Source organism: Rhizomicrobium sp. (genome assembly GCF_056722145.1).
In genome coordinates, this window is record NZ_JBWZET010000149.1 from 1 (window position 1) to 25,161 (window position 25,161).

18 protein-coding genes and 1 pseudogene are annotated in these 25,161 nt (G+C 63.4%); 2 read left to right on the forward strand and 17 right to left on the reverse strand.

All coding sequences use genetic code 11. The features are described 5' to 3' along the window. The 5 genes and pseudogenes from AC1P6P_RS08310 to AC1P6P_RS08330 form a co-directional block, all read right to left on the reverse strand. Positions 1–400, reverse strand: a pseudogene (locus tag AC1P6P_RS08310) (PLP-dependent transferase); the annotation flags it as partial. Positions 401–424: 24 nt separating this feature from the next. Then, positions 425–1,039, reverse strand: coding sequence for an OmpW/AlkL family protein (locus AC1P6P_RS08315; protein ID WP_481401972.1), 615 nt, complete (start codon positions 1,037–1,039; stop codon positions 425–427). A gap of 227 nt (positions 1,040–1,266) precedes the next feature. Continuing rightward, positions 1,267–2,583 carry an aminotransferase class III-fold pyridoxal phosphate-dependent enzyme gene (locus AC1P6P_RS08320; protein WP_481401973.1) on the reverse strand — a complete coding sequence of 439 codons (1,317 nt, stop codon included), beginning with the start codon at positions 2,581–2,583 and terminating at the stop codon, positions 1,267–1,269. Positions 2,584–2,616: 33 nt separating this feature from the next. Then, positions 2,617–4,005 (reverse strand): MBL fold metallo-hydrolase, encoded by a 1,389-nt coding sequence (locus tag AC1P6P_RS08325; protein ID WP_481401974.1) that lies wholly within the window; start codon positions 4,003–4,005, stop codon positions 2,617–2,619. A gap of 9 nt (positions 4,006–4,014) precedes the next feature. Beyond that, a complete protein-coding gene (locus AC1P6P_RS08330) occupies positions 4,015–5,037 on the reverse strand; it encodes an LOG family protein (RefSeq protein ID WP_481401975.1) in 1,023 nt (340 codons plus the stop codon). Positions 5,038–5,341: 304 nt separating this feature from the next. Here AC1P6P_RS08330 and AC1P6P_RS08335 point away from each other — a divergent pair, with 304 nt between their 5' ends. Next, a complete protein-coding gene (locus AC1P6P_RS08335; RefSeq protein WP_481401976.1) occupies positions 5,342–7,042 on the forward strand; it encodes a hypothetical protein in 1,701 nt (566 codons plus the stop codon). Between the two features lie 6 nt (positions 7,043–7,048). On the opposite strand, the gene AC1P6P_RS08340 is transcribed toward AC1P6P_RS08335, so the two are convergent. From AC1P6P_RS08340 to AC1P6P_RS08385, 10 genes are all read right to left on the reverse strand, one after another. Further along, positions 7,049–8,143 carry a protein-glutamate methylesterase/protein-glutamine glutaminase gene (locus AC1P6P_RS08340; RefSeq protein WP_481401977.1) on the reverse strand — a complete coding sequence of 365 codons (1,095 nt, stop codon included), beginning with the start codon at positions 8,141–8,143 and terminating at the stop codon, positions 7,049–7,051. Positions 8,144–8,146: 3 nt separating this feature from the next. Further along, a complete protein-coding gene (locus tag AC1P6P_RS08345) occupies positions 8,147–9,031 on the reverse strand; it encodes a CheR family methyltransferase (RefSeq protein WP_481401978.1) in 885 nt (294 codons plus the stop codon). Positions 9,032–9,045: 14 nt separating this feature from the next. Then, the gene (locus AC1P6P_RS08350; RefSeq protein ID WP_481401979.1) at positions 9,046–9,528 is read right to left on the reverse strand and encodes a chemotaxis protein CheW; all 483 of its coding nucleotides are present in this window, start codon (positions 9,526–9,528) and stop codon (positions 9,046–9,048) included. 30 nt (positions 9,529–9,558) lie between these two features. Then, positions 9,559–11,253, reverse strand: a complete 1,695-nt coding sequence (locus AC1P6P_RS08355) for a methyl-accepting chemotaxis protein (RefSeq protein ID WP_481401980.1) — start codon at positions 11,251–11,253, stop codon at positions 9,559–9,561. A gap of 23 nt (positions 11,254–11,276) precedes the next feature. Continuing rightward, positions 11,277–11,774: a chemotaxis protein CheW gene (locus AC1P6P_RS08360; protein WP_481401981.1), complete on the reverse strand. Its 498-nt coding sequence runs from the start codon at positions 11,772–11,774 to the stop codon at positions 11,277–11,279. Between the two features lie 4 nt (positions 11,775–11,778). Next, positions 11,779–13,695 (reverse strand): chemotaxis protein CheA, encoded by a 1,917-nt coding sequence (locus AC1P6P_RS08365; protein ID WP_481401982.1) that lies wholly within the window; start codon positions 13,693–13,695, stop codon positions 11,779–11,781. Beyond that, positions 13,692–14,057 (reverse strand): response regulator, encoded by a 366-nt coding sequence (locus AC1P6P_RS08370; RefSeq protein WP_481401983.1) that lies wholly within the window; start codon positions 14,055–14,057, stop codon positions 13,692–13,694. The genes AC1P6P_RS08365 and AC1P6P_RS08370 overlap by 4 nt, the downstream gene beginning before the upstream one ends. Next, the gene (locus AC1P6P_RS08375; protein ID WP_481401984.1) at positions 14,054–14,353 is read right to left on the reverse strand and encodes an STAS domain-containing protein; all 300 of its coding nucleotides are present in this window, start codon (positions 14,351–14,353) and stop codon (positions 14,054–14,056) included. The genes AC1P6P_RS08370 and AC1P6P_RS08375 overlap by 4 nt, the downstream gene beginning before the upstream one ends. 185 nt (positions 14,354–14,538) lie before the next feature. Then, positions 14,539–16,050, reverse strand: coding sequence for a UxaA family hydrolase (locus tag AC1P6P_RS08380; protein ID WP_481401985.1), 1,512 nt, complete (start codon positions 16,048–16,050; stop codon positions 14,539–14,541). A gap of 13 nt (positions 16,051–16,063) precedes the next feature. Further along, the gene (locus AC1P6P_RS08385; RefSeq protein ID WP_481401986.1) at positions 16,064–19,189 is read right to left on the reverse strand and encodes a glycoside hydrolase family 2 TIM barrel-domain containing protein; all 3,126 of its coding nucleotides are present in this window, start codon (positions 19,187–19,189) and stop codon (positions 16,064–16,066) included. A 169-nt stretch (positions 19,190–19,358) separates the two neighbouring features. Here AC1P6P_RS08385 and AC1P6P_RS08390 point away from each other — a divergent pair, with 169 nt between their 5' ends. Next, the gene (locus AC1P6P_RS08390; protein WP_481401987.1) at positions 19,359–22,766 is read left to right on the forward strand and encodes a glycosyl hydrolase; all 3,408 of its coding nucleotides are present in this window, start codon (positions 19,359–19,361) and stop codon (positions 22,764–22,766) included. Between the two features lie 50 nt (positions 22,767–22,816). Here the strand turns inward: AC1P6P_RS08390 and AC1P6P_RS08395 are convergent, their stop codons facing one another. Both AC1P6P_RS08395 and AC1P6P_RS08400 read right to left on the reverse strand, forming a co-directional pair. Continuing rightward, positions 22,817–24,415 carry a rhamnogalacturonidase gene (locus AC1P6P_RS08395; protein ID WP_481401988.1) on the reverse strand — a complete coding sequence of 533 codons (1,599 nt, stop codon included), beginning with the start codon at positions 24,413–24,415 and terminating at the stop codon, positions 22,817–22,819. Positions 24,416–24,514: 99 nt separating this feature from the next. After that, positions 24,515–25,161: DeoR/GlpR family DNA-binding transcription regulator (locus AC1P6P_RS08400; protein WP_481401989.1), on the reverse strand; the 647-nt coding region annotated here is incomplete at its 5' end.

Sequence of the window (25,161 nt, forward strand, 5' to 3'; positions counted from 1 at the left end):
CGAGCAGGGTGTAGAGCGCCAGATGCTGCGCCGCATGGCCCGATCCGACCGCCAACGCCGCGACGCCGCCTTCGAGCGCCGCCGCGCGCTGTTCGAGCACATCGTTGGTCGGGTTCATGATGCGCGACTAGATGTTGCCGAATTCCTTGAGCCCGAACAGGTTGGCGGCGTGATCGGTGTTGTCGAACACATAGGATGTCGTCTGGTAGATCGGCGTCGCGCGGGCGTGGGTGGTGGGATCGGGCTTGGCGCCTGCATGAATGCTTCGTGTTGCAAAACCGGGTTCGGCCACTTTTAAGGCTCCTTCGTTCGATGACTGCGTTGATGCTTCGGCGGGCGGGGCGGATCTCAGGTCATTGCCGCCCTTCCCTCTCTTCGATTTGTTGAAAAACCATACCATTGTCGGTGCCCCCGCGCGCGGACTTTAGAACCGGATCCCGACGCCGGTGCCGATCAGCCAGGGATTGATGTTCACCTTGGCGGTGACGGGCGCGCCACTGAACGAGGCGCTGGTCGACAGCCACAGCCGCTTGACGTCGATGTTGAAGAAATAGCGGCCATCCTCCGTAAGCGGAATATCGGTGCCGGCCTGCAGCGCGAAGCCCCAGTTGTCGGTGGTCCGCAGCTTGCCGAGCGGCCCGCTGGAGCGGTCGTAGAAGATGGTGAAGTTGGGACCGGCGCCGACATAGGGCTGGAACGGACCGATCTGGTCGAAATGGTATTGCACCGTCACCGTCGGCGGCAGCAGCCACACGTTGGCGAGCTTGGTCGGCCCGTAGTAGATCGCATGCTTGTTGGTGCCGGCGATCGCTTCCACCGACCAATGCTCGGTCAAGAAGTAAGTGATGTCGGCTTCGGGAATGGTGGTGTCGGTGATCGACACCTTGCCCCCGATGCTGACGGTGGACGAGACATCGGGCACGACTTCCACGGCCCGCGCCCGCAGCAGGATCGTGCCGGCTTCGTACGGAGCGGCGCCGGCTGAACTGGCGGCGGCGGTCAGCAACAGGGCGGCAGCGGCAGAATAATACAGGCGCATTGCGTATATCTCCTCTAACAACAGCGCACTGTGTATATTGATACTATAATCTCTACGTGGAAAGTAGATTTATCAATTCAACGCGCCAGAACGCGACAATGCAGCCGTCAGCGCGCTCGCCAGGACGGCACCATGTCGTTGAAATTATTAGATTATTGTTTCTCGGACGGAGCGTAGCTCAGGCACACCGATGAGTTGATCTGCCGCAGATTGGGTGCGGCGGCAGTTCAGAGCTTCTCCAGCACCCGCCCCAGCATCGCGATCAACCCGTCGATGTCGGCTTCGCTGACGTCCAGCGGCGGACGCAGGCGGACGCTGTAGGTGCCGGCGCCGAGCAGAAGATAGTTCTCCCCCTGCAGCGCAAGTTCGATCAGCCGGCCCTTGTTACCCGGGCCGAGCACATTGAAACCCTGATAGAGGCCGAGGCCGCGCACGTTGCACATCTGGTTCGGGAAGCGCTGTTCCAGCGCATGCAGTCCGGCCAGCAGCCGTTCGGTCTTGGCCGGCACCTGCTCGATCAGCTTTTCGTCGACGACGATCTGCCATTCATGGACGAAGCGCACCATGTCGGAAAGCGAACCGCCCCAGGTGGAATCGAGCACGCCGACATCCTCCATCGACTGGCGCATGTAGACGACGCCGTTGCCGAACTTCTTGGCGGTGGCGACGGCCTGCGGCGGATGGGGAATGTCGAAATTGTCGATGCAGAAGATTTCGCCGGTCTGCCCGCCGCAGGTCTGCACCTCATCGAGGCCCCACGGCACATCGTATTTGTGGCACAGCTCCGACAGCCCGGTGTAGAAGCGCGCCGGCGCCAAACGATGACCGCCCGCCCCTTGCAGCGGCTCCAGGATCACGCCGGCGATCTCGTCACGATAGGTGGAGAAGAGGCCTTCCAGCGTTTCGAGCGACGAGGTGACCTTCTCGTCATTTTCTTCGGGCGTGAGCCGGGTGTGCAGCGCCGGAAACTGGACCTGCAGATTGCCAGCAATGATGCCCTGAAAATCGCGCGTGGCGATGGGATCGTTCTTCAGGGTGGTGACGTTGAGGGCATAAACCGTGCGGCCGTGGAATGCCTGATCGAAATAGACGAAACGCGGGCTGGTGGCCGGTTTCTTCGCCGCGGCCTGGCGATGGTGAAACAGGTTGATGAAATACTTCATCATGTTCTCGACCGCTTCGGCGCCCGAGTTCACGGCGTAGACTTCCACCGGGTCCTTGCGCATGCACTTCGGCCGCAGCTCATGCAGCAGGCGGTAATAGGCGAGGCATTGCGGCGTCAGGATGTCGGGGTTGGCCATCTTGGTGTTGGCCGCGATCAACACCTCGCGCCCATAGGCGTCGGTCATCAACTGCGGATGGTTGTAGCCGATCAGCTTGGAACCATAGATGCCGCCCCAATCGGTGATTTCGTCGCCATCGACCGTGACCAAACTCATGCCGCGGCATTTCTCGAGGTCGGCCACGAACGGATACGGCTCGGTGATCACGTACTGGGCCAGTTCGGCCAGCATCTGGGCACTGCGCGGCTGGGGAAACGTCATGGCGTGGCTCACAAAAGCGGCAGCGGCTGACTATCACACTTCCACGGTGTCGTGCAGCGCCGGCATCGTCACGGTGGTGTCCTTGAGCACCGCGCCGAAACTCTGCATCGCGGTTTCTTCGCCGTGGACCAGGATGGTGCGCGCCGCCTTGGTGTGCCCCTGCCATTCCAAGAGCTGATCGCGCCCGGCGTGGGCGGAGAAACCGTTGATGGTGTGAACCTCGGCCTCCACCGCGATGTGCTCGCCGAAAATCGTGACTTCCTTGGCGCCGTCGATGATGCGGCGGGCGAGCGTGCCATTGGCGGCAAAACCGACGAACACGACGCTCGATTCCTGGCGCGGCAGGTTCTGCAACAGGTGATGGCGGATGCGCCCACCGGTCGCCATGCCCGAACCCGCCATGATGATGGCGTCGCGCTTGATGTCGTTGATCTGCTGCGAAGCCATGTGCTCGCGCACCATGTGGACGCCTTCGGAATGGAACGGGTCATAGCCCTTGTGGATGGCGGCGGCGATTTCCGGCTTCAGCGCATCGAGATTTCGCGCCATGATCTCGGTGACCGAAATCGCCATCGGGGAATCGAGATAAAGCTGCGTCTGCGGCGGAATATGGTTTTCGAGAACGCCCTTGCAGACGATGTAGAGCAGTTCCTGCGCCCGCTCGATGGCGAAGGTCGGGATCACGACATTGCCGCCGCGTGCGAAAGTCTTGCCGACGGCCTCGTAGAATTCGTCGATCGACGGACCGACGTCCTTGTGATTGCGGTCGCCGTAGGTGGTTTCCATCACCACGGTTTCCACTTGCGGCGGCGGCGGCGGATCGGCGAGCAGAATGCCGTGCGGATTGCCGAGATCGCCTGAGAACAGGATGTGCTTGGTCGCCGTGCCGCGCTTTTCCTCGATCAGCACGCTGGCCGAACCGAGGATGTGGCCGGCATCGAAGAAGGTCGCGGTCACGCCCGACGCCAATTCCACCGCCTTGCCATACTCGGCATGACGGCCGAAGCGCGCGGTGGCATTCAGCGCATCAATCAGCGAATAAAGCGGCGGCTTGGCGGCGTCGTAATGGAAATGGTTGCGGGCCTTCTTGGCGCGGAAACGCGCATCTTCAGCCTGCAGATTGGCGGCATCGACCATAACCAGCCGCGCCAGTTCGGCCGTCGCCGAGGTGGCGATGATCTCGCCGGCGAAACCGCGCTTGACCAAGAGCGGCAGCCGCCCGCAGTGATCGAGATGGGCATGGGTGAGCAGCACGATATCGATGTCGCGCGCCTCGAAGCCGAACGGTTCCTCGTTTTCCTCGTCGAGTTCCTTGCCGCCCTGATAGAGGCCGCAATCGATGAGAATGCGAAGCCCGCCCGCTTCCACCATGTGGCAGGAACCGGTGACATTACGATCGGCGCCGTTGAATGAGAGTCTCATGATCCCCTCTTATGCCGTGGTGAGCGGCGAGCCGCTCTTGTCATACCAATGCAGAATGCCGTCCCAGATTTCGCGCGCGGTTTCGGCGTACCAGAAGAGTTCGAGGTCTTCCGGCGCCACCACGCCCTCGTGCACCAGGAAATCCATGTCGACGGCGTTCTTCCAATAGGACTCGCCGACCAGCACGACCGGAATCGGTTTCACTTTGCGCGTCTGCACGAGGGTCAGCGCCTCGAACAATTCGTCGAAGGTACCGAAGCCGCCAGGAAACGCCACCAGCGCCTTGGCGCGCTGCATGAAGTGCATCTTGCGCATGGCGAAGTAGTGAAAATTGAAGCACAGCCCCGGCGTGATGTAGGGGTTGGGGAACTGCTCGTGCGGCAGCGAGATGTTGAGGCCGACCGTCTTGGCTCCGACATCATAAGCGCCGCGATTGGCCGCCTCCATGATGCCCGGTCCGCCGCCGGTGACGACGGTGCATTTGGGCCGGCCCGGTTTCCTCGCCTCTTCGCTGACCAGTTTTCCGAACGCGCGCGCCACATCGTAATAGCGGCTCTTGTCGAGAATGCGCTCGGCCACACCAAGGCGGCGCGCCAGATCCTTGTCGGCGGGATCGTCCGCCAGCGCCGCTTTCAACGTATGCATGGTGCGCCGCGCCGCCGCCGGTTCGCAGATGCGGGTCGAGCCGAACACCACGATGGTGGAAGTGATGGCGTTGGTCTGCAGATAGAGCTCGGGCTTCAGGTAATCGAGCCCGATGCGCAGATTGCGCACGGGCCGCGAGGTGAGGAAATCGAGGTCGGTATCCGACCGGCGCGCCGACGGATTGTCGAGGATCGCCTTGATCCGGGCCGGCGCCTCGGGGTCTTCCTCCGGATGCTTCGGAATCTCGTCGGGCAGCGGTTCGCGCCGCTTCACCTGGGCGACGGGCGGAATACCCTTCTTGTCGGCCTTGACGCCCGGCTGGGGCTTGCCGGCCTTCTTGGGATGTTTGGGGGACTTTGCGGGCTTGCCGCGGAGTGGCTTGATCATGTTGTTCTGCCGTTCGGGCGTTGCACCCGTGAGAGGCGACTGTAACGCAGGGCGGCCCCGCAAAGCAAAGCCTTCACACGATGGCAGCCATGCGCGGTCCGACAAGACATGGGGCGCCCAAGGCCAATTTCAAGGCGGCATTCGCACCGCATGCGGACGAGTTGCGATTTCTCAGGATTGCGACATTCCTGGTTTCGTTCCGGACACCGGCCGTTAGCTTCGTTTCGCTATTTCTCGCCTCATGCAATGGCCCTTAAATCCTGCTTCGCCGCTCTGCCGGTAGGGTATTGGAAAGAGCAAACCCATGCGCCGCAACAGCCTCGCGATTGACGCCTTTCCCGAAGACGACAGCCATATTGTGCTGCGCCTCGAAACCATTCGCCGCATCATCGAGGACAAGTTCGTCGCCGCCGGCGAAATCCTCACCCAGTCGCTGGGCGGCATCGACGACCTGATCCAATCGCTGGACCGTTTCGCCAGGATCTTCGACCAGCGCATCGTCGCGGCGACCAAGGCCGATCTGACGGTTGCCGCGGCCAAGCTGTGCACCCTGCCCGTCTGTCACGCGCACCACCTCGACCACATCAACGAACTGGCGCGGTCGCGCAGCAAGATCGGCCGGCAGGTGTCGGCGATGCGGTGTTACCTGGCATTTCTCGGCGCCTTTTCGCGCAACGCTCGGCTGGTGGCCGAGGCCGCACCCCAATCCGGGTTCGCCGAAATGGCGGTCGCCATCCGCGCCTGCGTCGCCGAAAGCAGCACCGAACTGGCGACGCTGGAAGCCGAACTCAGCGAATTGCAGCGCGGGCTCGAATCCGCGTCGACGCAGGGCGAAATCCTCGGCCGCCAGATTGCGTCGCTGCTGCCCGCGGTGCCCGACGATCTCGTCGCGGCCGGAAAATTCGTCGCCGGGCACTACGCCGCCGTCGCCGCCACCACCGAACAGGTTTCCACCATTGCGCGCGATATCCAGGCCCGCGTCGTCCGCATCCTGGCGGCGCTGCAATTCGGCGACATCACCCGCCAGCGCATCGAACACATCCTCGCCTGCCTGATCCGCATCGAAGCCGACGCTGCCTTCGTGCCGGCGAACATCCGCAAACGCTTCCGTGCCACCTGCCATGGCCTGATCGCGCTGCAGCTCGACGAGATCAACGCCGATTTCGACCGCGAGATCGCGGAAATCGAGAAAAACATGGTCGAAATGGCGATCGACGCCAAGGCGCTGCTGCGCCTGCACGACATCACCTTCGACCGCGATGGCGGCAAAAGCCGCGGCTTCCTGCATGTGCTGGCGGCGCGCATCGACGCGGCGCGGAAACTGGTGGCGACGATCGAAGTCGCCGACCGCTCGGCGGTGAACACCAGCCGGGCGACGGTCGATGCGGTGCACAAGCTGGAACGGCGGATTCATCGCATCCAGTCGCTGCACCACGACATGCCGGCCGCCTCGCCCGGTCAGGATGCTCAGTTTGCGTCCATTACCGGCGATATCCGCGAACACGCCCGGCTGCTGCAGGAAGCGGCCAAGGTCGGCCTCACCACGCTCGACAAGCTGCTGTACCTTGCCAACTCGGTGATCGGCGCCGGGCGGCATTCGATCAGCGACAACAAAGCCGCGTCTGCCGCCGCCGCCGCCTTGAAGCTCGCCGCCCGCCGCATTCGCGAGGCGCGCGACACCACCGAAACCGACATCGTCGAAGTCGCCGCGCAAGGCGATGCCGTCGCCCACATCCTCGCCCTGTCGGGCCAGCGGCTGTGCCTTCGCCGCGAGATCGGAGACATCCTGTCGCTGGCGGCCGCGGAAGCCGCGCACCTCGGCGACGGCGCCTATACTCGCGACGACGAATTGCCGCCGCAGCTCATCGACACCCTCGCCGGCCTCAGCACCACCTACACCATGGCGCCCGAACGCGCGCTGCATCTGGCTTTCCTGCTCAGCCTTGCGATTCCGCCGGGCGATCACGCGCTGATCGCCGACGAACCGGACGCCGAATTGTTCTGAACCGGATCAGCCGTGCCGCGCCGCAGCGTGCAGGATTTCCGACGCAATCGTCTGCAGCGGCACGACGCGATCGACGCAGCCGCGCGCGATGGCTTCCTTGGGCATGCCGAACACCACCGACGTCGCCTCGTCCTGCGCGATGGTGAAGGCGCCGGCGCGCTTCATCTCTTCCATGCCGTGGGCGCCGTCATCGCCCATGCCGGTCATGATCACGCCGATAGCATTGGCGCCGGCGGCCGCCGCCGCGGAGCGAAACAGCACATCCACCGACGGGCGATGACGCGACACCAGCGGCCCATCCTTGACGGCGACGCGGTAGCGTGCGCCCGAGCGTTCCAGCACCGTATGGCGATTGCCCGGCGCGATCAGCACCCGGCCGCGCAGCACCGCATCGCCGTTTTCGGCTTCCTTCACTTCCATTTCGCACAAATTGTTGAGACGCTGGGCAAACGAGGTGGTGAATTTTTCCGGCATATGCTGGACGATCACGATCCCCGGCGTCGCCGCCGGCAGCACCTGCAGCACCTCGCGCAGCGATTCCGTGCCGCCGGTGGAAGCGCCGATGCACACCACGGTTTCGGTCGTCCGCGCCATCGCGCGCGTCGGAGGCGGCGGCAGGATGACGTCGGCGGAAAGCTTCTTTTCCGGATGATGCGGAACAACCGGGCGGTTGCGCCGAGCCCCAAGCCGCGCCTTGGCGGCCGCCTTGACGGCGTCGCAGATGTGAATCTTGGCTTCGTTGAGGTGGTCCGCCACGCCGATGGCCGGCTTCACGATAATGTCGACGGCCCCGGCCTCGAGCGCCTGGTGCAGCGTCTCCGAGCCGGAATCCACCAGCGACGAACACATCACCACCGGAATGGGATGCTGGCTCATCAGCTTCTTGAGGAAGGTGATGCCGTCCATGCGCGGCATCTCGACATCCAGGGTGATGACGTCGGGCACCACCTCGGTCAGCTTGCGGGCGGCGACGAACGGATCGGCGGCGACGCCGACGACTTCAATGTCGGGATCGCTCTCCAGCACCGAGGTAAGCGTCTGCCGCACCGTGGCGGAATCGTCGACGATGAGGACCTTGACCTTCACTCGCTTAGAAGCCATTCGTCACCGGCGCCGGAAAATCGTGTTTGCAACCAAATCGAGCGGCAAACGGGAGCCGACCAGCGACTCCGAATGCCCGAGAAACAGGTATCCACCTGGCCGAAGATGCTGGCACAGCTTGCCCAACACGGCTTGCTGCGTCGGCCGATCGAAATAGATAAGCACGTTTCGTAAAAAAATTACGTCGAAATCGCGATCATAGGCATAGCGGTCGTCCATCAGGTTGATGCGCTCGAACGACACCCTGGAGCGCAGCGTCCGCGCGATGCGGAACTCCCGCCGTCCCGGGTCGCGCGGCACCAGCACATAGCTGCGGCGGTACGTCTCCGGAATCGGATCGATCATCGTATCGGGAAAAAGCCCGGTCTTGGCCTTTTCCAGAACGTCGGTGCAGATGTCGGTGGCAAGGATCGAGTAATCCAGCCCGCCGCGATCGTGGAAGAAATCGTCGATCACCATCGCCGCTGTGTAGGCCTCGGCACCGGTGGAACTCGCCGCGCTCCAGATCTTCGCCCGCCGCCGCCCCTCGCTGCGCCAGTCCGGCATCACCCGTTCCTGCATGAACACGAAATGCGCCGGTTCGCGGAAGAAATCGGTCTTGTTGGTGGTGACGACGTCGATGAACGACACCAGTTCCTGCCCCGCATCGGTGGTGCCGCCGAACAGGAAATCGCAATATTGGTTGACACTGTCGAGATTGAGGCTGCGCATCCGCCGGCGCAGGCGGCCGTCGACCATGCTCTTCTTTTTCAGCGTCAGCTTGATGCCGCATATCTCGTGAACGAGATCGCAGAGCCGCCAGAAATTCCTGTCGCTGAGGCCATCGCCGCAGCCCGCCGCCGCAACCGGCATCGACGACTGCACCACGGCCGCTTCGAGTCCACCCATTCCGCTTCGAGCTCCTAGGCCGCTTTGCCCGCAACCGACGACGACAGCACCGCCTCGTCCGCGGTGAGTAGGCTCGCCAGATCGAACAGCACGACGAACCCGCCGCGCCGCCGCACGACACCGGCGATGTAGTCCGACCGCCAGGCGACACCGACATCCGGAGCCGCCTCAATCTCGCTGTCGCCGAAATTCGCCACTTCGAGCACGCGATCGGCCACCAGTCCGAGGCTGAGGATACGATCCGCAAGCGGAATATCGAGCACCATGATCCGGGTCGACGGCCCGGGCTCGGTCCTGCTGAGCCCAAGCTTCAGCCGCAGATCGATCACCGGCGTGCCGCGGCCGCGAACGTCGATCAAGCCGATCAGATAGTCCGGCCCCTCGGGGATGCGGAAACATTCACGGTAATCGAGGATTTCGCGGACCAGCGCTACCGGCACCGCAAACACTTCCGCCCCCAGGCACAACGTCACGAACTGTCGTTCATCCGCGGCCATCACACACTCCCTAAAACGCGTTGGTCCGCATCAGGCGTATTCTTTGAACCCATCGTCGGGCTCGGCGCGGCGCTGCGACATGTCGAGGGCGAAGCCTTTGATGCGCGCCTGCTGCTCGGCGACCGATCCCGGCCTCGCCTTGCCCGCTTTGGCGACCGGCTTGACGGTCACCGGCGCCTTCTTGCGCGGCACATCACGGCTGGACCGGATGCGCGGCTCGGCAACGCCAGTGCCACTGTCGGTACGGAAATAGGCGATGGAGGTTTGCAATTCCTCCGACTGCGAGGCGAGTTCTTCACTGGTCGCCGACATTTCCTCCGAGGCCGATGAATTCTGCTGCGTCACCTTGTCGAGCTGCTGGATCGCCTCGTTGATCTGGCTGGCGCCGATATCCTGCTCGCGGCAGGCGGCGGAAATTTCGGCCACCAGTTCGGCAGTCCGGCGAATATCCGGCACCAGGCGCACCAGCATTTCGCCGGCGGCCTTGGCGGCCCGCACCGTTTCGCTCGACAAGCCGCTGATTTCGGTGGCCGCGGTCTGGCTCCTCTCGGCGAGTTTGCGCACTTCCGACGCGACCACCGCAAATCCCTTGCCGTGTTCGCCGGCGCGTGCCGCTTCGACCGCCGCGTTCAGCGCGAGCAGATCGGTCTGGCGCGCGATTTCCTGCACGATGGTGATCTTTTCCGCGATCGTCTGCATCGCGATCACCGCCTTGTTGACGGCATCGCCGCTGAGTTCCGCATCCTTGGCCGATTGCTTCGAGATCTTCTCGGTCTGGGCCGCGTTGTCGGCGTTCTGCTTGATGTTGGACGCCATCTGCTCCATCGATGCCGACGCCTCTTCCGCCGCGGACGCCTGTTCGGTGGCGCCCTGGCTGAGCTGCTCGGCGGTCGACGACAGTTCCTGGCTGCCCGACGACACGTTGTTGGCGGCCGCGATAGCATCACCGACCACGCCGCGCAGCCGCTCGGTCATCAGGTTCACGGTCGCGACGACGTCCTTGACCTCGTCGTTCGATGTCGTTTCGACCACCTGGGTCAAATCGCCGTTGGCGACGGCTTCGGTCGCCTGCGATATCTTCTTCAGGCCGCGACTGATCGACATCACCACGAACACCGCCGATACGATTGCCAGCAGCGTTGCCACGATCGAAATCACCAGCAGCAGCGTGCTGGTTCCCTGATAAGTCTGCTCCGCCGTATCGACGGATTCCTTGACGGCATCGTCGACGATGGCGATGACTTCGTTGCCGCCGCTGAGCATGTCCTCGTTGATCAGGCGCATACTGCCGAGCGACATCGCCTTGGCTTCGTCCTTACGGTTGGCCAGCGCCAGCTCGCGCAACCTGGTGTCGAGCGGCTTCAACTGCTCGAAATCCTGGCGGATGCGGTCGTAGACGATCCGGCCCTTGGCACCGGCAACTTTCAGGCCCTGGGCAAGGTCCTCGTCGAGCTGGACGCGCAACCGCGCAATCTTCTCGTCGAATGCCCGCGCCTTGGTTTCATCCTGCTCGAGGATGATATTCTTTTCGTTGCGTACAATGTCGAGCAGATCGATCTTCACCCGCGTCGCGATTTTCAGCCGCTCGACCGGACCTTCCGCGAGCGCCACCGTACCGTCGTTCAGCTTCGCCAGACTGGAAATGCTGAGGAAGGAAATCACCGCCAGAACGACCGTGATCAGACCGAACGTCAAACCAAGCTTCATTTTGATCGAGAAACGCATGATCCACTCCCGTGGGATTGATGTCAGTTTTGCGCGACCGCGGCCTCTGCGCCGCAATCCGCTCCCAAAATCCGTTCCAGTGCGGGCACCACGATGATGTCGCCGCCCCGTTTTGCCAGGCACTTCACGAAATCCGGCCGCCAGCGCATGCCGACCCGCGGCATCGCCTCCGACGCGGACTTCTCGAGCACCGTCACCTCGTGAACCTTGTCGGCCTTGAGCCCGACCAGCGTCGCCTCGCCATCCAGGCCGATCTCGATGACGATGATGCGGCTGTCGGCAGTGATGGCGGCGCGATCGAAGCCAAAGCTCCTGTGCAGATCGGCCAGCGGAATGACGCGGCCGCGAAAATTGACCAAGCTGGCAACGATGTCCGGCGCACCCGGCACCGCCGTTTCGGGCATGCGGTCGAGGATTTCGCGCACCAGCCCCGCCGCGACGGCAAAGGTCTCGCCCTGCATGTCGAAGGTCAGAACCTGCATCGCACCGCTCGCACCCCAGCCGGATTGTTCGTTGTTCATGGCCTCACATCGCGGCGCGCAGCCGCGCCTCCATATCGCCACCGACCGCGACGAGATGCATGACATCGAGGATCAACGCGACCGAACCGTCACCGAGGATGGTGGCGCCCGAAAAGGTTTCCACGGCGGCGTGAAAACGCGACAGCGGCTTGATGACCGTCTGGTGGTGGCCGAGGATCTGATCGACCACCAGCCCGACCCGCTCGGCGCCCGTGGAAATCACCACGATTTTCTGGTGCAGGTCGGGCTCGGTGCGGGTGTCGAACATTTCGCGCAGGCGCAGGAACGGCACCAAGGCATCGCGCAAGGTGACGAAATTGCGGCCCGTCGAGCGCCGGTCCTGATCCCGCGAAAGCTCGACGCACTCTTCCACCGACGACAGCGGAATGACGTAGCGCCCGGCGCCGACCCGCACCAGCAGGCCGTCGATGATCGCGAGCGTCAACGGAATGCGCAGGTCGACGCGCGAACCTTCTCCCGGCGTGCTCGACACGTCGATGGCGCCGCGCAGGCCTTCGATGGTGCGCTTGACCACATCCATGCCGACGCCGCGGCCCGATAGATTGGTGATTTTCTCGGCGGTGGAAAATCCGGGCTTGAAGATGAGCTGGTAGATCGCAGCGTCGCTGAGAACCGCGCCCTTGGCGATAAGGCCGTTGTCTTCGGCCTTGGCGCGGATGCGATCGCGATTGAGGCCGCGGCCATCGTCGGTCACCGAGATCACCACCTCGGCGCCGGCCTGCCGTGCCGTCAGGGTGATGCGTCCGGTCTCGGATTTTCCCGCGCGGGCGCGATCGTCCGGCGGTTCCAGGCCATGATCGGCGCAGTTGCGGATCAGATGAATCAGCGGATCGGCCAGCCGCTCGATCACGGTCTTGTCGAGTTCGGTCGTCTCGCCCTCGGTGACGAATTCGATGGTCTTGCCGGTGTCACGCGCCAGATCGTGGATCAGGCGGCGAAAGCGGCCGAACAGCTGGCTGATCGGCACCATGCGCACACTCATCATCGAATCGCGCAGTTCCGAGGCGAGCCGTTCAATCTCCTCGGCGACGGAATGAAGGTTCACGTCGGTTGAAAAGGCGACGACCTGTTTCAGCCGCGACTGGGCAATCACGAGTTCGCCGACGCGGTTCATCAACTCATCGAGCCGCTCGGCCGGCACACGCACGGTATAGCCGATGGATTGGGCCGCCGCCGGCCTGTCGTTCACCGCCGCGGGGGGAGCGGCTTCGGAAGCGGCAAGGACGGCGGCGGAAACGTCGGGCGTGATTGACAAGGTGGCATCGTCGCCAACGAAGATGAAAACGTCTTCGATCGCGCTTTTCGGGTGCGGTGTTTTGAGCAGGATATTCCAGCCAAGATGACACTCCGACGGATTGAGCTCGTTGAGCGGCGGAATATCGCTCGTAATTGGCTCGATTTCGCACGGGCCGAGCGCCCGCAATTCGTCAAGCAGGGCCAATGGCCGTGTGCCGTTGACGAGTGCATCGCGCGCCAGCTGGAAGCAGATTTTCCACGTCGTTTCGGCGGACGCTTCGATCACAGGGGCGGTCGCGTTCATCGCCATTTCGATGCGGGCAAGAAGGGCGGCGCCTGCGCTGGCGGAGGGTTCCTTGCCGGCGGCGAGCGCGCGCAGGTGATCTTCCGCGGCCAGAACAGACGCAATCAATTCGGGCGTCGCCTTGACGTGACCCTTGCGCACGCGATCGAACGCGGTTTCGCAGGCGTGGGCGAAGTTGGCGAGGGCATCAAAGCCGAACATCGCACCCGAGCCCTTCAGCGTGTGCATGGCGCGGAACACCTGCGCCACCAGATCGGCGTCGTCGGGACTTTTCTCGAGATCGAGCAGTGCCTGATCGATCAGATCGAGCAGTTCCTGGGCCTCGACGCGGAAAACCTGGGCGGGATCGTTGTTGGTCATTTGGCCAGCACCTTGGTGACGATGCGGGTGAGTTGATCGGCATCGAATGGCTTGGTGATCCAACCGGTGGCGCCTGCCGCTTTTGCCTGCGCCTTGATGGCGGGATCGGATTCGGTCGTGAGGAAGATGATTGGAACGCCGCTGTAGGCGGGATTGGCGCGGATGGCCTTGATCATCGACATCCCGTCCATCACCGGCATGTTGAGATCGGTGATGACGAGGTCGAACCGAGCCGCCTGAGCCTGGGCGGCGCCTTCCTTGCCGTTGGCGCTTTCACTAACGGTGTGGCCGTGACCCGAGAGGGCGATTTTTACCGCCTGCCGGATACTTGCGGAATCGTCGACGATCAGGATCGAACTCATGGCGCGGTCCAGAACAAAGTGTTGGCGGGCGAGTTGAGAAAGCCGCCGCGAACCAGCACGTCGCGTAGCGCGGCGGGAGGATGGGCGACCATGCACACCTTCTTGCCGTCGCGCGCAGCTGCGATGCGGGCGGATTCGATCAGCTGCACCAATGTGAGGTCGGCATCGGTGACCTCTGAGGTGTCGATCGGGATGGTCGCGGATTGGGCGTAACGGGCCGCGAGCGCGCGATGGCTCTCGGCGATGGTTCGCACGGTTTGTTCGCCGGACAAACGAAATGCGGTGTCTGTAGGCACTACGTAATTCCCCCTATGCGCGAGCGACGGAGTTTTTCTAGTCGCTGGGGATTACGCGCGCCTTCATTTAAATCGCGGTAAAGTCGTCCGGATGTGAGCGTTACAATCGGCTGTAATCAGTATTCGTACCTATTGCGGGCGCATACGGGTTTGTACGTGTTTTGCGCGTAGGCGGAGTAAATCGGCTACATAACCGCTCCGATGTGCCAGGGCACGAACTCCATGTCGCCGTAGCCGAGCTCTTCGCTTTTCGACTTTTTTCCGGAGGCGACGTCGAGCAGGTAATCGAGAATTTCGGCGCCTTTTTCGGCGACGGTGGTTTCGCCGGTGGCGATGGTGCCGCAATTGAGGTCCATATCGTCGGGCATCTTGCGGAAGATCTCGCTGTTGGTGGCGAGCTTGATTGACGGCGACGGTTTGCAGCCATAGGCCGAGCCGCGGCCAGTGGTGAAGGCGATCATGGTGGCGCCCGACGCGACCTGGCCGGTAGCCGAGCAGGGATCGAGGCCAGGGCTGTCCATGAAGACAAGGCCGTGCATCTTCACCGGCTCGGCGTATTCGATCACGTCGTTGAGCGGCGAGGTGCCCGCTTTGGCGACGGCGCCCAGCGATTTTTCGAGAATGGTGGTGAGCCCGCCCGCCTTGTTGCCCGGCGAGGGGTTGTTGTTCATCTCCATTTTGTGGATGGCGGTGTACTCCTCCCACCACTTGATCCGCGCATGGAGTTTTTTGATCAGCGCCGGCGTCCGGGCGCGGGCATAGAGCAGGTGTTCGGCGCCGTAGATTTCCGGCGTTTCTGACAGCAGCACTGTGCCACCCAGCGCCACCAGCCGATCGGAGGCGTTGCCGAGCGCCGGATTGGCGGTGATGCCGCTCCAGCCGTCGGAGCCGCCGCACTGCAGCCCGATGACAAGTTCGCTCGCCGGCTGCGATGTCCGGGTCGTCGCGTTCACGATCGGAAGCATCGCCTTCAGCCGCTCAAGACCCTCGGCAATGGCGCGTTTTGTGCCACCGGTGTCTTGAATGGTGAAAGACTGGAAATGCTCATCGTCTGTGACGCCGTACTCCTGCTTGAAACGGGCGAGCTGGATCACTTCACAGCCGAGGCCGACCAGCAGCACGGCGGCAAAGTTGGGATTGGAAGCGGTGCCCCACAGCGTCCGCGATAGCAGATCGTAGCCTTCGCCCTTAACCGCCATGCCGCAGCCGGAATGATGCGTAATCGGCACGATGCCGTCGATGTTGGGAAAATCGTTCAACAGGCCGCTGCGCTCGGCTGCTGCTGCGATATGGCGGGCGACCGTCGCCGAGCAGTTCACGCTGGTGAGCACGCCGATGTAGTTGCGGGTCGCGATTTTGCCGTTGGCGCGCTTATAGCCGAGGAAGGTGCGCGGCCGCTCATGGGCCTCGAAGGCCGGAGCGACGACCGCCTGTTCGCGCAAATCCGAAAACGCGATGTTGTGGACATGGACATGGCGGCCGGGCGCGATGTCTTCGCTGGCGACGCCGATCACTTGGCCGTATTTGCGTACTGCTTCGCCCTTGGCGATCGCCCGGGTGGAAAGCTTATGGCCGAATGGGATGGTGTCGCGCGTCGTCACGCCTTCGGCGACGATTTCGGTGCCGGGCTCAAGCGCCACCACCGCGATGACGACGTTGTCGTTGGGGTTGAGGCGGATGGTGGCGATGGTAGGCATGGGAATCTCCAGATCAGGCACAGAGCCAGGCAAGTGCGTTACTCAGGAAGCGAAGCTGCATCGGCGCCGTGAAGTCCGGCACGCGGTGGAACACGACTTTGCCCGAGCCGAGTCGCGTCGTGAAGGTCCCTGCGCCGAGCCGCCGGTCGTGGTCGCGGCTGTAACCGACGAAGACGTCGACGTTAGGTCCATCGACCATAAGACCGTTGGCGAGGCGGCCGCGGGCCTGGAAGAAACCGTCCATCGCGCGTCCGGTCGGCATCCCTTTATATATCGGGTGGGGGCGAACGAAATACCAGTTCCCCATCCATGGCGCCCGATAGCGGCCGACTTGCCCGTCATAGGTGAATGCCCCTTCCGCTACGAGTTGCCGCGCGATGCCATCGGCAAGACCGTCCTCCTGCGGCAACAGCAGCAGCGGCAGGCCATTTTTGGCTGCGCCCAGCAAAGGCGCGGGCAGGGCGCCCGGAACCGGCCGCGTAGTGGATTTCTTGTCCAGCGTTAGGCCGTCGTCGCCGCCTAGTTTCTGTCCGGGCGTCGAGGCGTCCGTCAAGCCGCTGGCGATGACCACATCGAATTGCCCGGCGGCCGTGTAATCGGCGACCGCAATCCCGGGGATTTGCTTCAGCTGGTCCACGAGCCGCGGCCACACGCCAGCGATGCCGACCTTCAGTGTTCTGCCCGGCACCGGCGAACGTGCGGCATCGACCACCCACAACTCGCGCATTTGCGTCGCGCCGGGGGCGGCAGAAAACGCGCATTCGAAGCGGTAGAGGCCTTCCTCACTGAGCGGCGGCGTCGCCAAGCCGTCCTTGACCAGCGCGCTCATCTGGCCGGGCTGTATCGGGGGCGCAGGCAAGCTGGCGAGCACCGTCTTCTTGCCGCTTGGCGTCGTCATCGCAAACGTCAGCGTTCCGCTCACGGCCTTGCCGGTATCGTTGAGCAGATAAATGTCGAATACCGCCGGCTCGCCGCGCGCGATCGTCAAGGCCCGCTGTTTGGCGACCGGGCGAACCGGCAGCAGACTGGCGTGGATCAGGGCGGGATCGGATTTGAAGTTGCGGAAATTGTCGACAATGCCGGAATGGTTGTCGATTGCGGTCGTTTCCCAGCCGGAGATCGCCGCGTAATCGACCGCGTCGGCGATCCGCACGTTCTCCATGTAATTCTGCCAGCTGAGATAGGCCTTGCGTCCCGTGGATTGGAACAGCGCCTCGGCCGAGGGGAATACGTCGGCGAAATTCCAGCGCTTCAGGAAACCCTGATAGGCGGCGAGGATTTCCTGATGGTCCTTGAGGTCATACGCCGTGCCGCCGCGCGCCGTCGCTTCGGCCACCATCAGCGTGTGGTTGTCAGGGACCGCGCAGCCTTCCATCTCGCCGTATTGCACAATGGTGGCCGCCAGCATGTTGCGATAGGTGAAATGCTCCGGATCGGAATAGAAACGGTCGTACCATTGATCGCCGGCGCCTTGGTGATCGTCCCACCAGCCGCCCCAGGCCTCCTTGTCGGAGCGGTGTAGCACGGGATTATAGGGTTCGTACCATGCCTGTGCCGCCTTGAACTCCGGCGACGACATGCCGTCGTTCATCAGGATGATGCGGCTTTCGTCTTCGCGGCGCATCGCTTCCAGCACCGCCATGGTATTGGGATCGTTGAAATCGGCGCTGTTCTCGTTCTGCAGCGTCCAGTGGATCAGTGAGGGATGGCTGCGGAAGGCGCGCATCATCGCCTTGATCTTCGCCATCACATAGCGCTGGCAGAATTTATCGGCGTCGGATGTCGGCGGCAGCATCACGACGCTGTGCTGATCGACTTTGGTGCCGTCGGGCAGGCGGCCGAAGGCGAATTTGCCGCCGCCCGGTTCCATGCCGCGCAAGAGGCCGAGGCGGTCCTGCGCGTCGAGCACGTCGTGCTTGCCGGGGTTGCGATGAAAGGCGAGGCAGTTGAGGCCGAGGGCCTTCGCCGCGATCACTTCTTTTTCGGCGAGATCGGGTGTCGGCCACATCCCGTTGAGGCCCCAATAGCCCCACGAAATCGCCGAATAGAGCTTGATGCGGCGGCCATTGAGCGTGAAGACGGCGTTCTTGCCGACGCCTTCCGCCGTGAACCAGCGGAAGCCGAAATTCACGCTTTTGCGCGAGCGGCCGGTCCCGGTCGTCAACGCGGCGTCGAGGCGGTACAGGTTTGGTGTTGGAAGGTCCCAGATCGCGGGTTTCGTCGCCGTGACCTCAAAACGATAGACCGTCGCGGCGCCGTCGTTGCGATGCCCGGAAAACACGGCGCGGGTCGCCAGCGGCTTGCCCGATTTCTTGCCGGCAATCCGCAGCCTGATCTGGCGTTCGATGTTTTTCGCGCCCAGAACACCGGTCACGCTCACGAACACGGTAACAGTTCTGGGCTTCGGCGTGTTCAGCACCCAGGCGTCGGTAATGCGCGCATCCATCGGGTGCAGCGCGATGGCGAGGCCGCGGTCCAGTCCGCCGAAGCCGTGGCTACGCTGGATTTTCACCTTACCCCATTGGGTGGTGTCGCCATCGACCCAGTCAAGCCGCCCACCGGGATTGGTGATGCGGATGGCGAGGAGATTGGGCCCGCCCGCGACCGCCGCCTCGGTCAGGTCGCAGTCGAATGGCAGCTGCTCGATGATCGAATAGCCCACCAGCTTGCGGTTGCAATAGACCTCTGCCCGCTGGCGCGCCCCGCGCACGGTCAGGATCAGCCGCTTGCCCTTCGCCGCCGCCGGGATCGCAATCTCGCGCCACCACCACGACACGCCATCATAGCTGCCGTTGACGACCTCCTTGTCGGTCTCTGCGTACGTGAACTCGCTCTCCGAGTACGGACGGGTGCCGAATGCGCCCCAATAATGCTGTTCGACGGTCGACGGCAGGGTTACTTCGATGCCGGCCAGCGCCCCCCAGCCGCCGGTCGGCGGGTTGACCGGCAGTGTCGCCAGTGTGATCTCGTCGGGCAGGAAGATCGTGTCGTCCTTCCAGGTGGCGTCGTGGTCGATCCACAACCGCCAGCCATTGTCTGGAATGGCGATCTCGTCCGGGGATAGCGGCTTGGCCTCGGCCGAGGCGACGGTGGCGGCGCCGACCATTCCGACGAATTCGCGACGGTTGAGGCGCGTCACGTTATGCTCCCTCCTGTGCCGAAGCGCTGTGCGGATACTATGGCACACCCTGCCTTGCAGGCGTTGTCGCGTTAGCACGAGTAATCTAAAGTGCGCAAGTTAGAACAGAAATGCGCCAGCTTCGATCAACACCGAACATCGAATGATGCGCGTATTCGGGAGGGAAACGATGCCGTCGACCGCCGCCAAGCGATTGTTCGTGCTTGCCTTGATGGCGTCGGCTGCGCCGATGTTTCCGGCTGAAGCGGGCAAGAAGCACCTTCGCCGCGCCGATGCGCTGGTGAGTGGTTTCGCGACTCCGCCCCAGGCGGCCCGGCCGCGCACCTTCTGGCCGTGGATGAACGGCAACGTCACCCGCGACGGCATCGCCAAGGATCTCGCCTGGATGCATCGCGTCGGCATCGCCGGCTTTCCTGCGGTCGATGCGGCGATCGAAACGCCGAAAATTGTCGAGCATCGCATCCCTTACCTTTCCGACGAATGGCGCGACATCTACCGCTATGCCGTCAGTACAGCTGACAAATATGGCATGGAAGTCGCCATCGAAGGCGCTCCTGGCTGGAGCATGACCGGCGGTCCGTGGGTAACGCCGGATCAGGCGATGAAGAAGCTGGTGTGGAGCGCGACGGCGGTGGATGGGCCGTTCCATGGTGTGCTGCCGCAGCCGCCCGACACCATCGGACCGCTGCAGAATGCGCCGCTCGCCGGCGACGACACGCCGACGCCCAAGACCGCCGCGCTGCATTTCTATCGCGACAGTGTGGTGATCGCCTACCGCACGCCGGTGACCGAGCCGAAGGTCACCGAGGCGAGCTGGAACGGCGGCAAGCTCGATATCAAGCAACTCAGCGATGGTGATCTGTCGAACGCAGTAAAGCTCGCAGCCGCAGGTCCCGACGCCGACGTTTACATCGCCGAGAAATTTTCCTCCCCCGCCACTATCCAAGGTGTCCGTCTCGCGATGACGGTCGCTAAGGCGCTGGGCTATCGCGCCGTCGTCGAAGCCAGCGATGACGGCCAGGCTTGGCGTTTTGTCGCCGAATTTCCGCCTGTGGCGCAGCTTCAGCGCATGCAGATGGGCGAGCAGACCATTTCGTTCGCGCCGGTGACTGCGCGCTGGTTTCGCATTGTGTTGAAGCCCGCCGCGCCATTGCTGCGCAGCTACCGTCCGTCCGGCGATGCCGCGCCGGGTGCCGTGGCGCCGGGCAGTTTCGCGCAAGCCGCCAATCCCGCGATGGCTGCTCCGCCGCCGCTCGAACGGGCCTATCAGATTCGCGAACTGGTGTTCCACGCTGTCGCGACGGTCAACGAGTTCGAGAAGAAAGCGATGTTCGCCGCGCCGCCGCGTGATTTCTATGCACTCGGTTCGGTGCCTGCGTTCGTTCCGGGCTCGGCGATCGATCCGGCCGGCGTGGTCGATCTCACCGCGAAAATGAGGCCTGACGGCGCTCTCCAGTGGACGCCGCCGCCGGGCCACTGGACCGTCTTGCGCCTCGGCTATTCGCTGGTCGGCAAGGAAAACCATCCGGCGCTGCCGGAAGCCACCGGTCTCGAGGTCGACAAGCTCAATGCGACCCATGTGCGCAGCTATCTCGATCACTATTTCGATCTCTACGCCGGCGCGGTCGGCCCCGACTTGTTCGGCCGGCGTGGTGTGCGTTCGCTGCTGATCGATTCATCAGAAGTCGGCCAGCAGAACTGGACCGAAAACATCATCGCCGAGTTCAAGCGCCTGCGCGGTTACGACCCGACGCCGTTTCTGCCGGCGCTGACCGGGGCGGCGGTGGCAAGCCCGGCGGCGTCCGACAAATTCCTGTGGGACTTCCGGCGCACGGTGGAGCAGCTCCTCGCCGCCAACCATTACGGCGAACTGGTGCGCGCGGCGCACGAACGCGGGCTTGAGACCGAAGGCGAGGCGCTCGAAATCTATCGCCCGACGTTCGGCGACGACATGGAGATGCGCCGGCATTTCGACGTGCCGATGGGTGCGATGTGGACCTATGACACCGACAAATTCCCGGTGCAGCTCACGTACGAGGCCGATATTCTCGGTGCCGCGTCGGTGGCGCACATTTTCGGCCAGAACATCGTCGGGGCGGAGTCGCTGACCTCCGATCTGCAGCCATGGGCGTGGGCGCCGTCCGGTCTCAAGCGCTACGTCGACCTGGAATTTGCGCGCGGCGTCAATCGCCTGTTCATTCACACCTCGGTGCATCAGCCGCTCGACAAGCCGCCGGGTGTGACGCTGTTCGGTTATGGGCAGATGTTCGATCGCCACGAAAGCTGGGCCGAGATGGCGCGGCCCTGGCTCGATTATATCTCGCGCGCCTCGTTCCTGCTGCAGCAGGGCCGTTTCTCCGCCGATGTTGCCTATTTCTACGGCCAGGAAGCGCCGCTGACCTCGCTGTTCGGCGAGCATCGCGTTACCGATGTCCCCGCCGGCTATCCGTTCGATTTCTTCAACGCCGAAGCCTTGAACGAAATGACAGTCGAAGGCGGTGTGCTGGCGACGAAGTCCGGCATGCGCTATCGCGTCCTTTTTCTCGGCGGCATGTCGCAGAAGTTGACTGTCAGCGTGCTGAACAAACTTCGCGCCTTGGCCGAGGCGGGGGCGTTGATCGTGGGCAAACGCCCGGCCGAATCCCCGAGCCACGCCGACTCGCCGGAGGAATTCACCACTGCCGCCGACGCGTTGTTCGGAAAGCCAGGCGAAACCGCACCGCGCAGTGTCGGCAAGGGCAAGGTCTATCCGACCGGCGATCTCGCAGCCGTGTTGTCGGGGCTCGTCGCCCCCGATTTCACCTATCGTGGCAGTGACGCGATGATCCTCGCCAATCACCGCAAACTTGCCGACGGCGACGCCTATTTCGTCGCCAGCCGCAGCCTCACGCGCGAGCGCTTCACCGCCGTCTTCCGCGTCTGCGGCAAAGTGCCGGAATTGTGGGATGCGGTGACCGGAAAAATCGCACCGGCGCGCTTTTCGATGGCCGATGGCCGCACCGACGTTGCGCTCGATTTGCCCGCCAACGGGTCGGTGTTCGTGGTCTTCCGCAAACCGGCCACGGCACCCGTCTCAACCATGCGGCCCGCTGTCGAATCCACGGTCGCGACCATCACTGGCGCCTGGACGATCACCTTCCAGCCCGGCCGCGGCGCGCCGTCATCTGCGACGCTACCTACGCTCACGCCGTGGAACGAGAACCGCGATCCCGCCATCCGCTATTTCTCGGGCGAGGGCGTCTACAGCACGACCTTCGACATGCCCGGCAAGCGCAAAGGCGCGCACTACGTGCTCGACCTCGGCGAGGTCAAGGAACTGGCTGAGGTCACGCTCAACGGCAAGCCGCTCGGTACCGTGTGGACGACCCCATTCACGCTCGATATCACCCGCGCGTTGAAGCCTGGCCGCAATTTGCTCAAGATCAAAGTCGCCAACCTCTGGGTCAACCGGCTCATCGGCGATGCTCAGCCCGGCGCCGACCAGCACACCTTCACCATCATCCCGACTTACCGCGCCGATGCGCCGCTGCGGCCATCGGGGTTGATCGGGCCGGTCAAGATCGTGCGCATCAAATAGCAAGCGCGGCCGGAGGTTTTCCGCTCCGGCCGTTTCATGATGCGGAGATATTACAGCGCCAATGCCGTCAGCGGCGCGCCCGGTGCGGCCGAGGCGTAGACGTTGTGGGCGCGCAGGCCTTCCACGTCGTCGGTAACGACCGCCGGCCGTCCGTCCGCGGTCAGCGCGCGCATGTCGATGTCGGACAGGGCGATGCCTCGCGCGTGGCGTAAATAAAAGCCCCACGCCGGCATCGGGCCGAACATGTCGGGATCGGGATAGGTGCCGACTTGCTCCGGCGGCTTGATCGCTGCATCGGCCGCGGTGCCGCCGCCGGGATGAATGGTGCGGATGCCCGAGAACGACACGTCTTCGATCAGCCCGCCCGGCACGCCCGACACGATCGAGCAATAGCGCTTGTCGAGATAATGGCAGTCGACATCGCTGACGCTGACGCGGCGCAGCACCGCCATCGGGGCGCCCTTGGGGGCCCGCCGCCGATCGCCAAGGCGCACAAAGATCGGCGCCGCAGTGCAGTCGCGCATCACCAAATTGTTGCAAACCACATCTTCCAGCACCGCGCCGTCGACGCTTTCGATGGCGAGGCCGTTGCAGCAGTCGAAGACGCAATTCGACACCGCGACATTTCGATAACCGCCGGTCGACTCGGTACCGAGCTTGATGCGGCCGGAAGTCAGGTGCGGAGTAATGTCTCTGAGCTGCTCGCGCTTATAGGTGGCGTCGAGCAGCGAACCGACCGCATAGCCCGACACGAAGCAGTTGGTGATGGTGACGTTCTCGGTCGGCCGCACTTCGCCCAAGGCGTAGGAGCTCTTCAAGACGATGGCATCATCGGTTGGTGAATTGACCGAGCAGTTGGAAATGCGGCAGTTGCGCACGATATCGATGTCGATGCCGTCGCGGTTGGTGTCGATCTTGAGATTGTCGATGGTGAGATTGTCGACGCCGGTCGCCAGGATGCCGAAATGGCCGCCGCGATAGATGGTGATGTCGCGCAGCGTGATGTTGCGGCAGTTCTTGAGCGCGATCGCCTTGTTGCCGAGGCCCCTCATCTTCTTCACGGACTCGTAGTGATCGGCGATGCGCGCCCTCAGCATGTCGGTCTGGGGCAGGTCGTCGCGTCCGACGCCGACCGTCCACGGCGCATTGGGGCTGACATTGGTCAGGCCTTCGCCGTCGATCATGCCGGGGCCGAGGATGGCGACGTCCTCGATGTTATCGCCCCACATCAGGCTGTTGTGGAAATAGGAGTGGCCGTAGTCCTGGAAGTTCTCGAACTTGTTTGGTTCGGCGGGATCGTATTTGCCGGCGTGCTTCTTGGGATCAGCCGCCACCAGCACCGCGCCGGAGCCGAAATAGAGCGTCACATGGCTCGTTAAATGCAGCGAGAACGACAGGAAGCGCCCTTTCGGGAGGAACACCGTGCCGCCGCCGATCCTGGCCGCTGCGTCGATCGCCTTCTGGATCGCGACCGTATCGAGCGTCTTGCCATCGCCCTTGGCGCCGAATTTGCGGATGTCGAATGTATCGGGGGCATTGGCGCTTGCGGCGGAGAATGGCAGTACCGCAAGGCCTGCACCCCACAACAGCTGGCGCCGTCCGACCAGGCCCCAATCCGGGCGCGCGTTCTCGATGGTGATGAGTCCCATGGCCTTCTCCCTCCAGGTGGGCGCGTGATCGCCGCGCTCTCGTCATCGGTGAGAGAATGCTGTCACAAGCGATCAAATGCAATCGCGCCAGCGAAGAATTCAGGACTTCACGGTGACCAGCTTGACGCCGTGCTGCTCGATCATCTTGGCCGCGGTATCGTCGATCTCGTCGTCGGTGATGAGCGTGTGCACGCGCGACAGGTCGCACAACTGATGCGCGGCGCTGGCGGCGAATTTCGAGGAATCGACCAGCGCGATCAACTGGTCGGCGAGGTTGAGCAGCTTGCGCTCGGCCTGCACCAATATGATGTCGCTTTGCATCAAGCCGAAACGGGTGACTGCTGCGCACCCGACGAACATGCGGCTGGCATGGAAGGTGCGCGTGGTGGCGTCGACAAACGGATCGAGCACAATGTTCTGTTCACGGAACACCACGCCGCCGGGAATCGAGACGCCGGTGTTGGGTTGCTGCAGCAGCGCGCTGACGATGTGCAGCGAATTGGTCAGCACCTGTAGCTTTAGTGCCTCGAGATGCGGACACATCTGCAGGGTGGTCGAACCGCCGTCGATGATCACCGCCTCGCCGGGTTTGCACAGGGCTGCCGCGGCCCGGCCGATCGCCTCTTTAGCCAACCGGTTGCGCCCGACGTTTTCGTGGAACGGCACGCCTTGCAGGTGGAAACCCGCGATCTCCGCATCACTGCCGATCTGGGCCCCGCCACGCACGCGCTTAAGCTTTCCCGCAT

Excerpts from the sequence above, each read along its gene's own strand:
- AC1P6P_RS08335 (WP_481401976.1), top strand. The coding sequence starts at position 5,342 with ATGCGCCGCAACAGCCTCGCGATTGACGCCTTTCCCGAAGACGACAGC.
- AC1P6P_RS08350 (WP_481401979.1), bottom strand. The coding sequence starts at position 9,528 with ATGGCCGCGGATGAACGACAGTTCGTGACGTTGTGCCTGGGGGCGGAA.
- AC1P6P_RS08365 (WP_481401982.1), bottom strand. The coding sequence starts at position 13,695 with ATGACCAACAACGATCCCGCCCAGGTTTTCCGCGTCGAGGCCCAGGAA.
- AC1P6P_RS08395 (WP_481401988.1), bottom strand. The coding sequence starts at position 24,415 with ATGGGACTCATCACCATCGAGAACGCGCGCCCGGATTGGGGCCTGGTC.
- AC1P6P_RS08360 (WP_481401981.1), bottom strand. The coding sequence starts at position 11,774 with ATGAACAACGAACAATCCGGCTGGGGTGCGAGCGGTGCGATGCAGGTT.
- AC1P6P_RS08380 (WP_481401985.1), bottom strand. The coding sequence starts at position 16,050 with ATGCCTACCATCGCCACCATCCGCCTCAACCCCAACGACAACGTCGTC.
- AC1P6P_RS08390 (WP_481401987.1), top strand. The coding sequence starts at position 19,359 with ATGCCGTCGACCGCCGCCAAGCGATTGTTCGTGCTTGCCTTGATGGCG.
- AC1P6P_RS08370 (WP_481401983.1), bottom strand. The coding sequence starts at position 14,057 with ATGAGTTCGATCCTGATCGTCGACGATTCCGCAAGTATCCGGCAGGCG.
- AC1P6P_RS08355 (WP_481401980.1), bottom strand. The coding sequence starts at position 11,253 with ATGCGTTTCTCGATCAAAATGAAGCTTGGTTTGACGTTCGGTCTGATC.
- AC1P6P_RS08315 (WP_481401972.1), bottom strand. The coding sequence starts at position 1,039 with ATGCGCCTGTATTATTCTGCCGCTGCCGCCCTGTTGCTGACCGCCGCC.
- AC1P6P_RS08320 (WP_481401973.1), bottom strand. The coding sequence starts at position 2,583 with ATGACGTTTCCCCAGCCGCGCAGTGCCCAGATGCTGGCCGAACTGGCC.
- AC1P6P_RS08340 (WP_481401977.1), bottom strand. The coding sequence starts at position 8,143 with ATGGCTTCTAAGCGAGTGAAGGTCAAGGTCCTCATCGTCGACGATTCC.
- AC1P6P_RS08330 (WP_481401975.1), bottom strand. The coding sequence starts at position 5,037 with ATGATCAAGCCACTCCGCGGCAAGCCCGCAAAGTCCCCCAAACATCCC.
- AC1P6P_RS08345 (WP_481401978.1), bottom strand. The coding sequence starts at position 9,031 with ATGGGTGGACTCGAAGCGGCCGTGGTGCAGTCGTCGATGCCGGTTGCG.
- AC1P6P_RS08325 (WP_481401974.1), bottom strand. The coding sequence starts at position 4,005 with ATGAGACTCTCATTCAACGGCGCCGATCGTAATGTCACCGGTTCCTGC.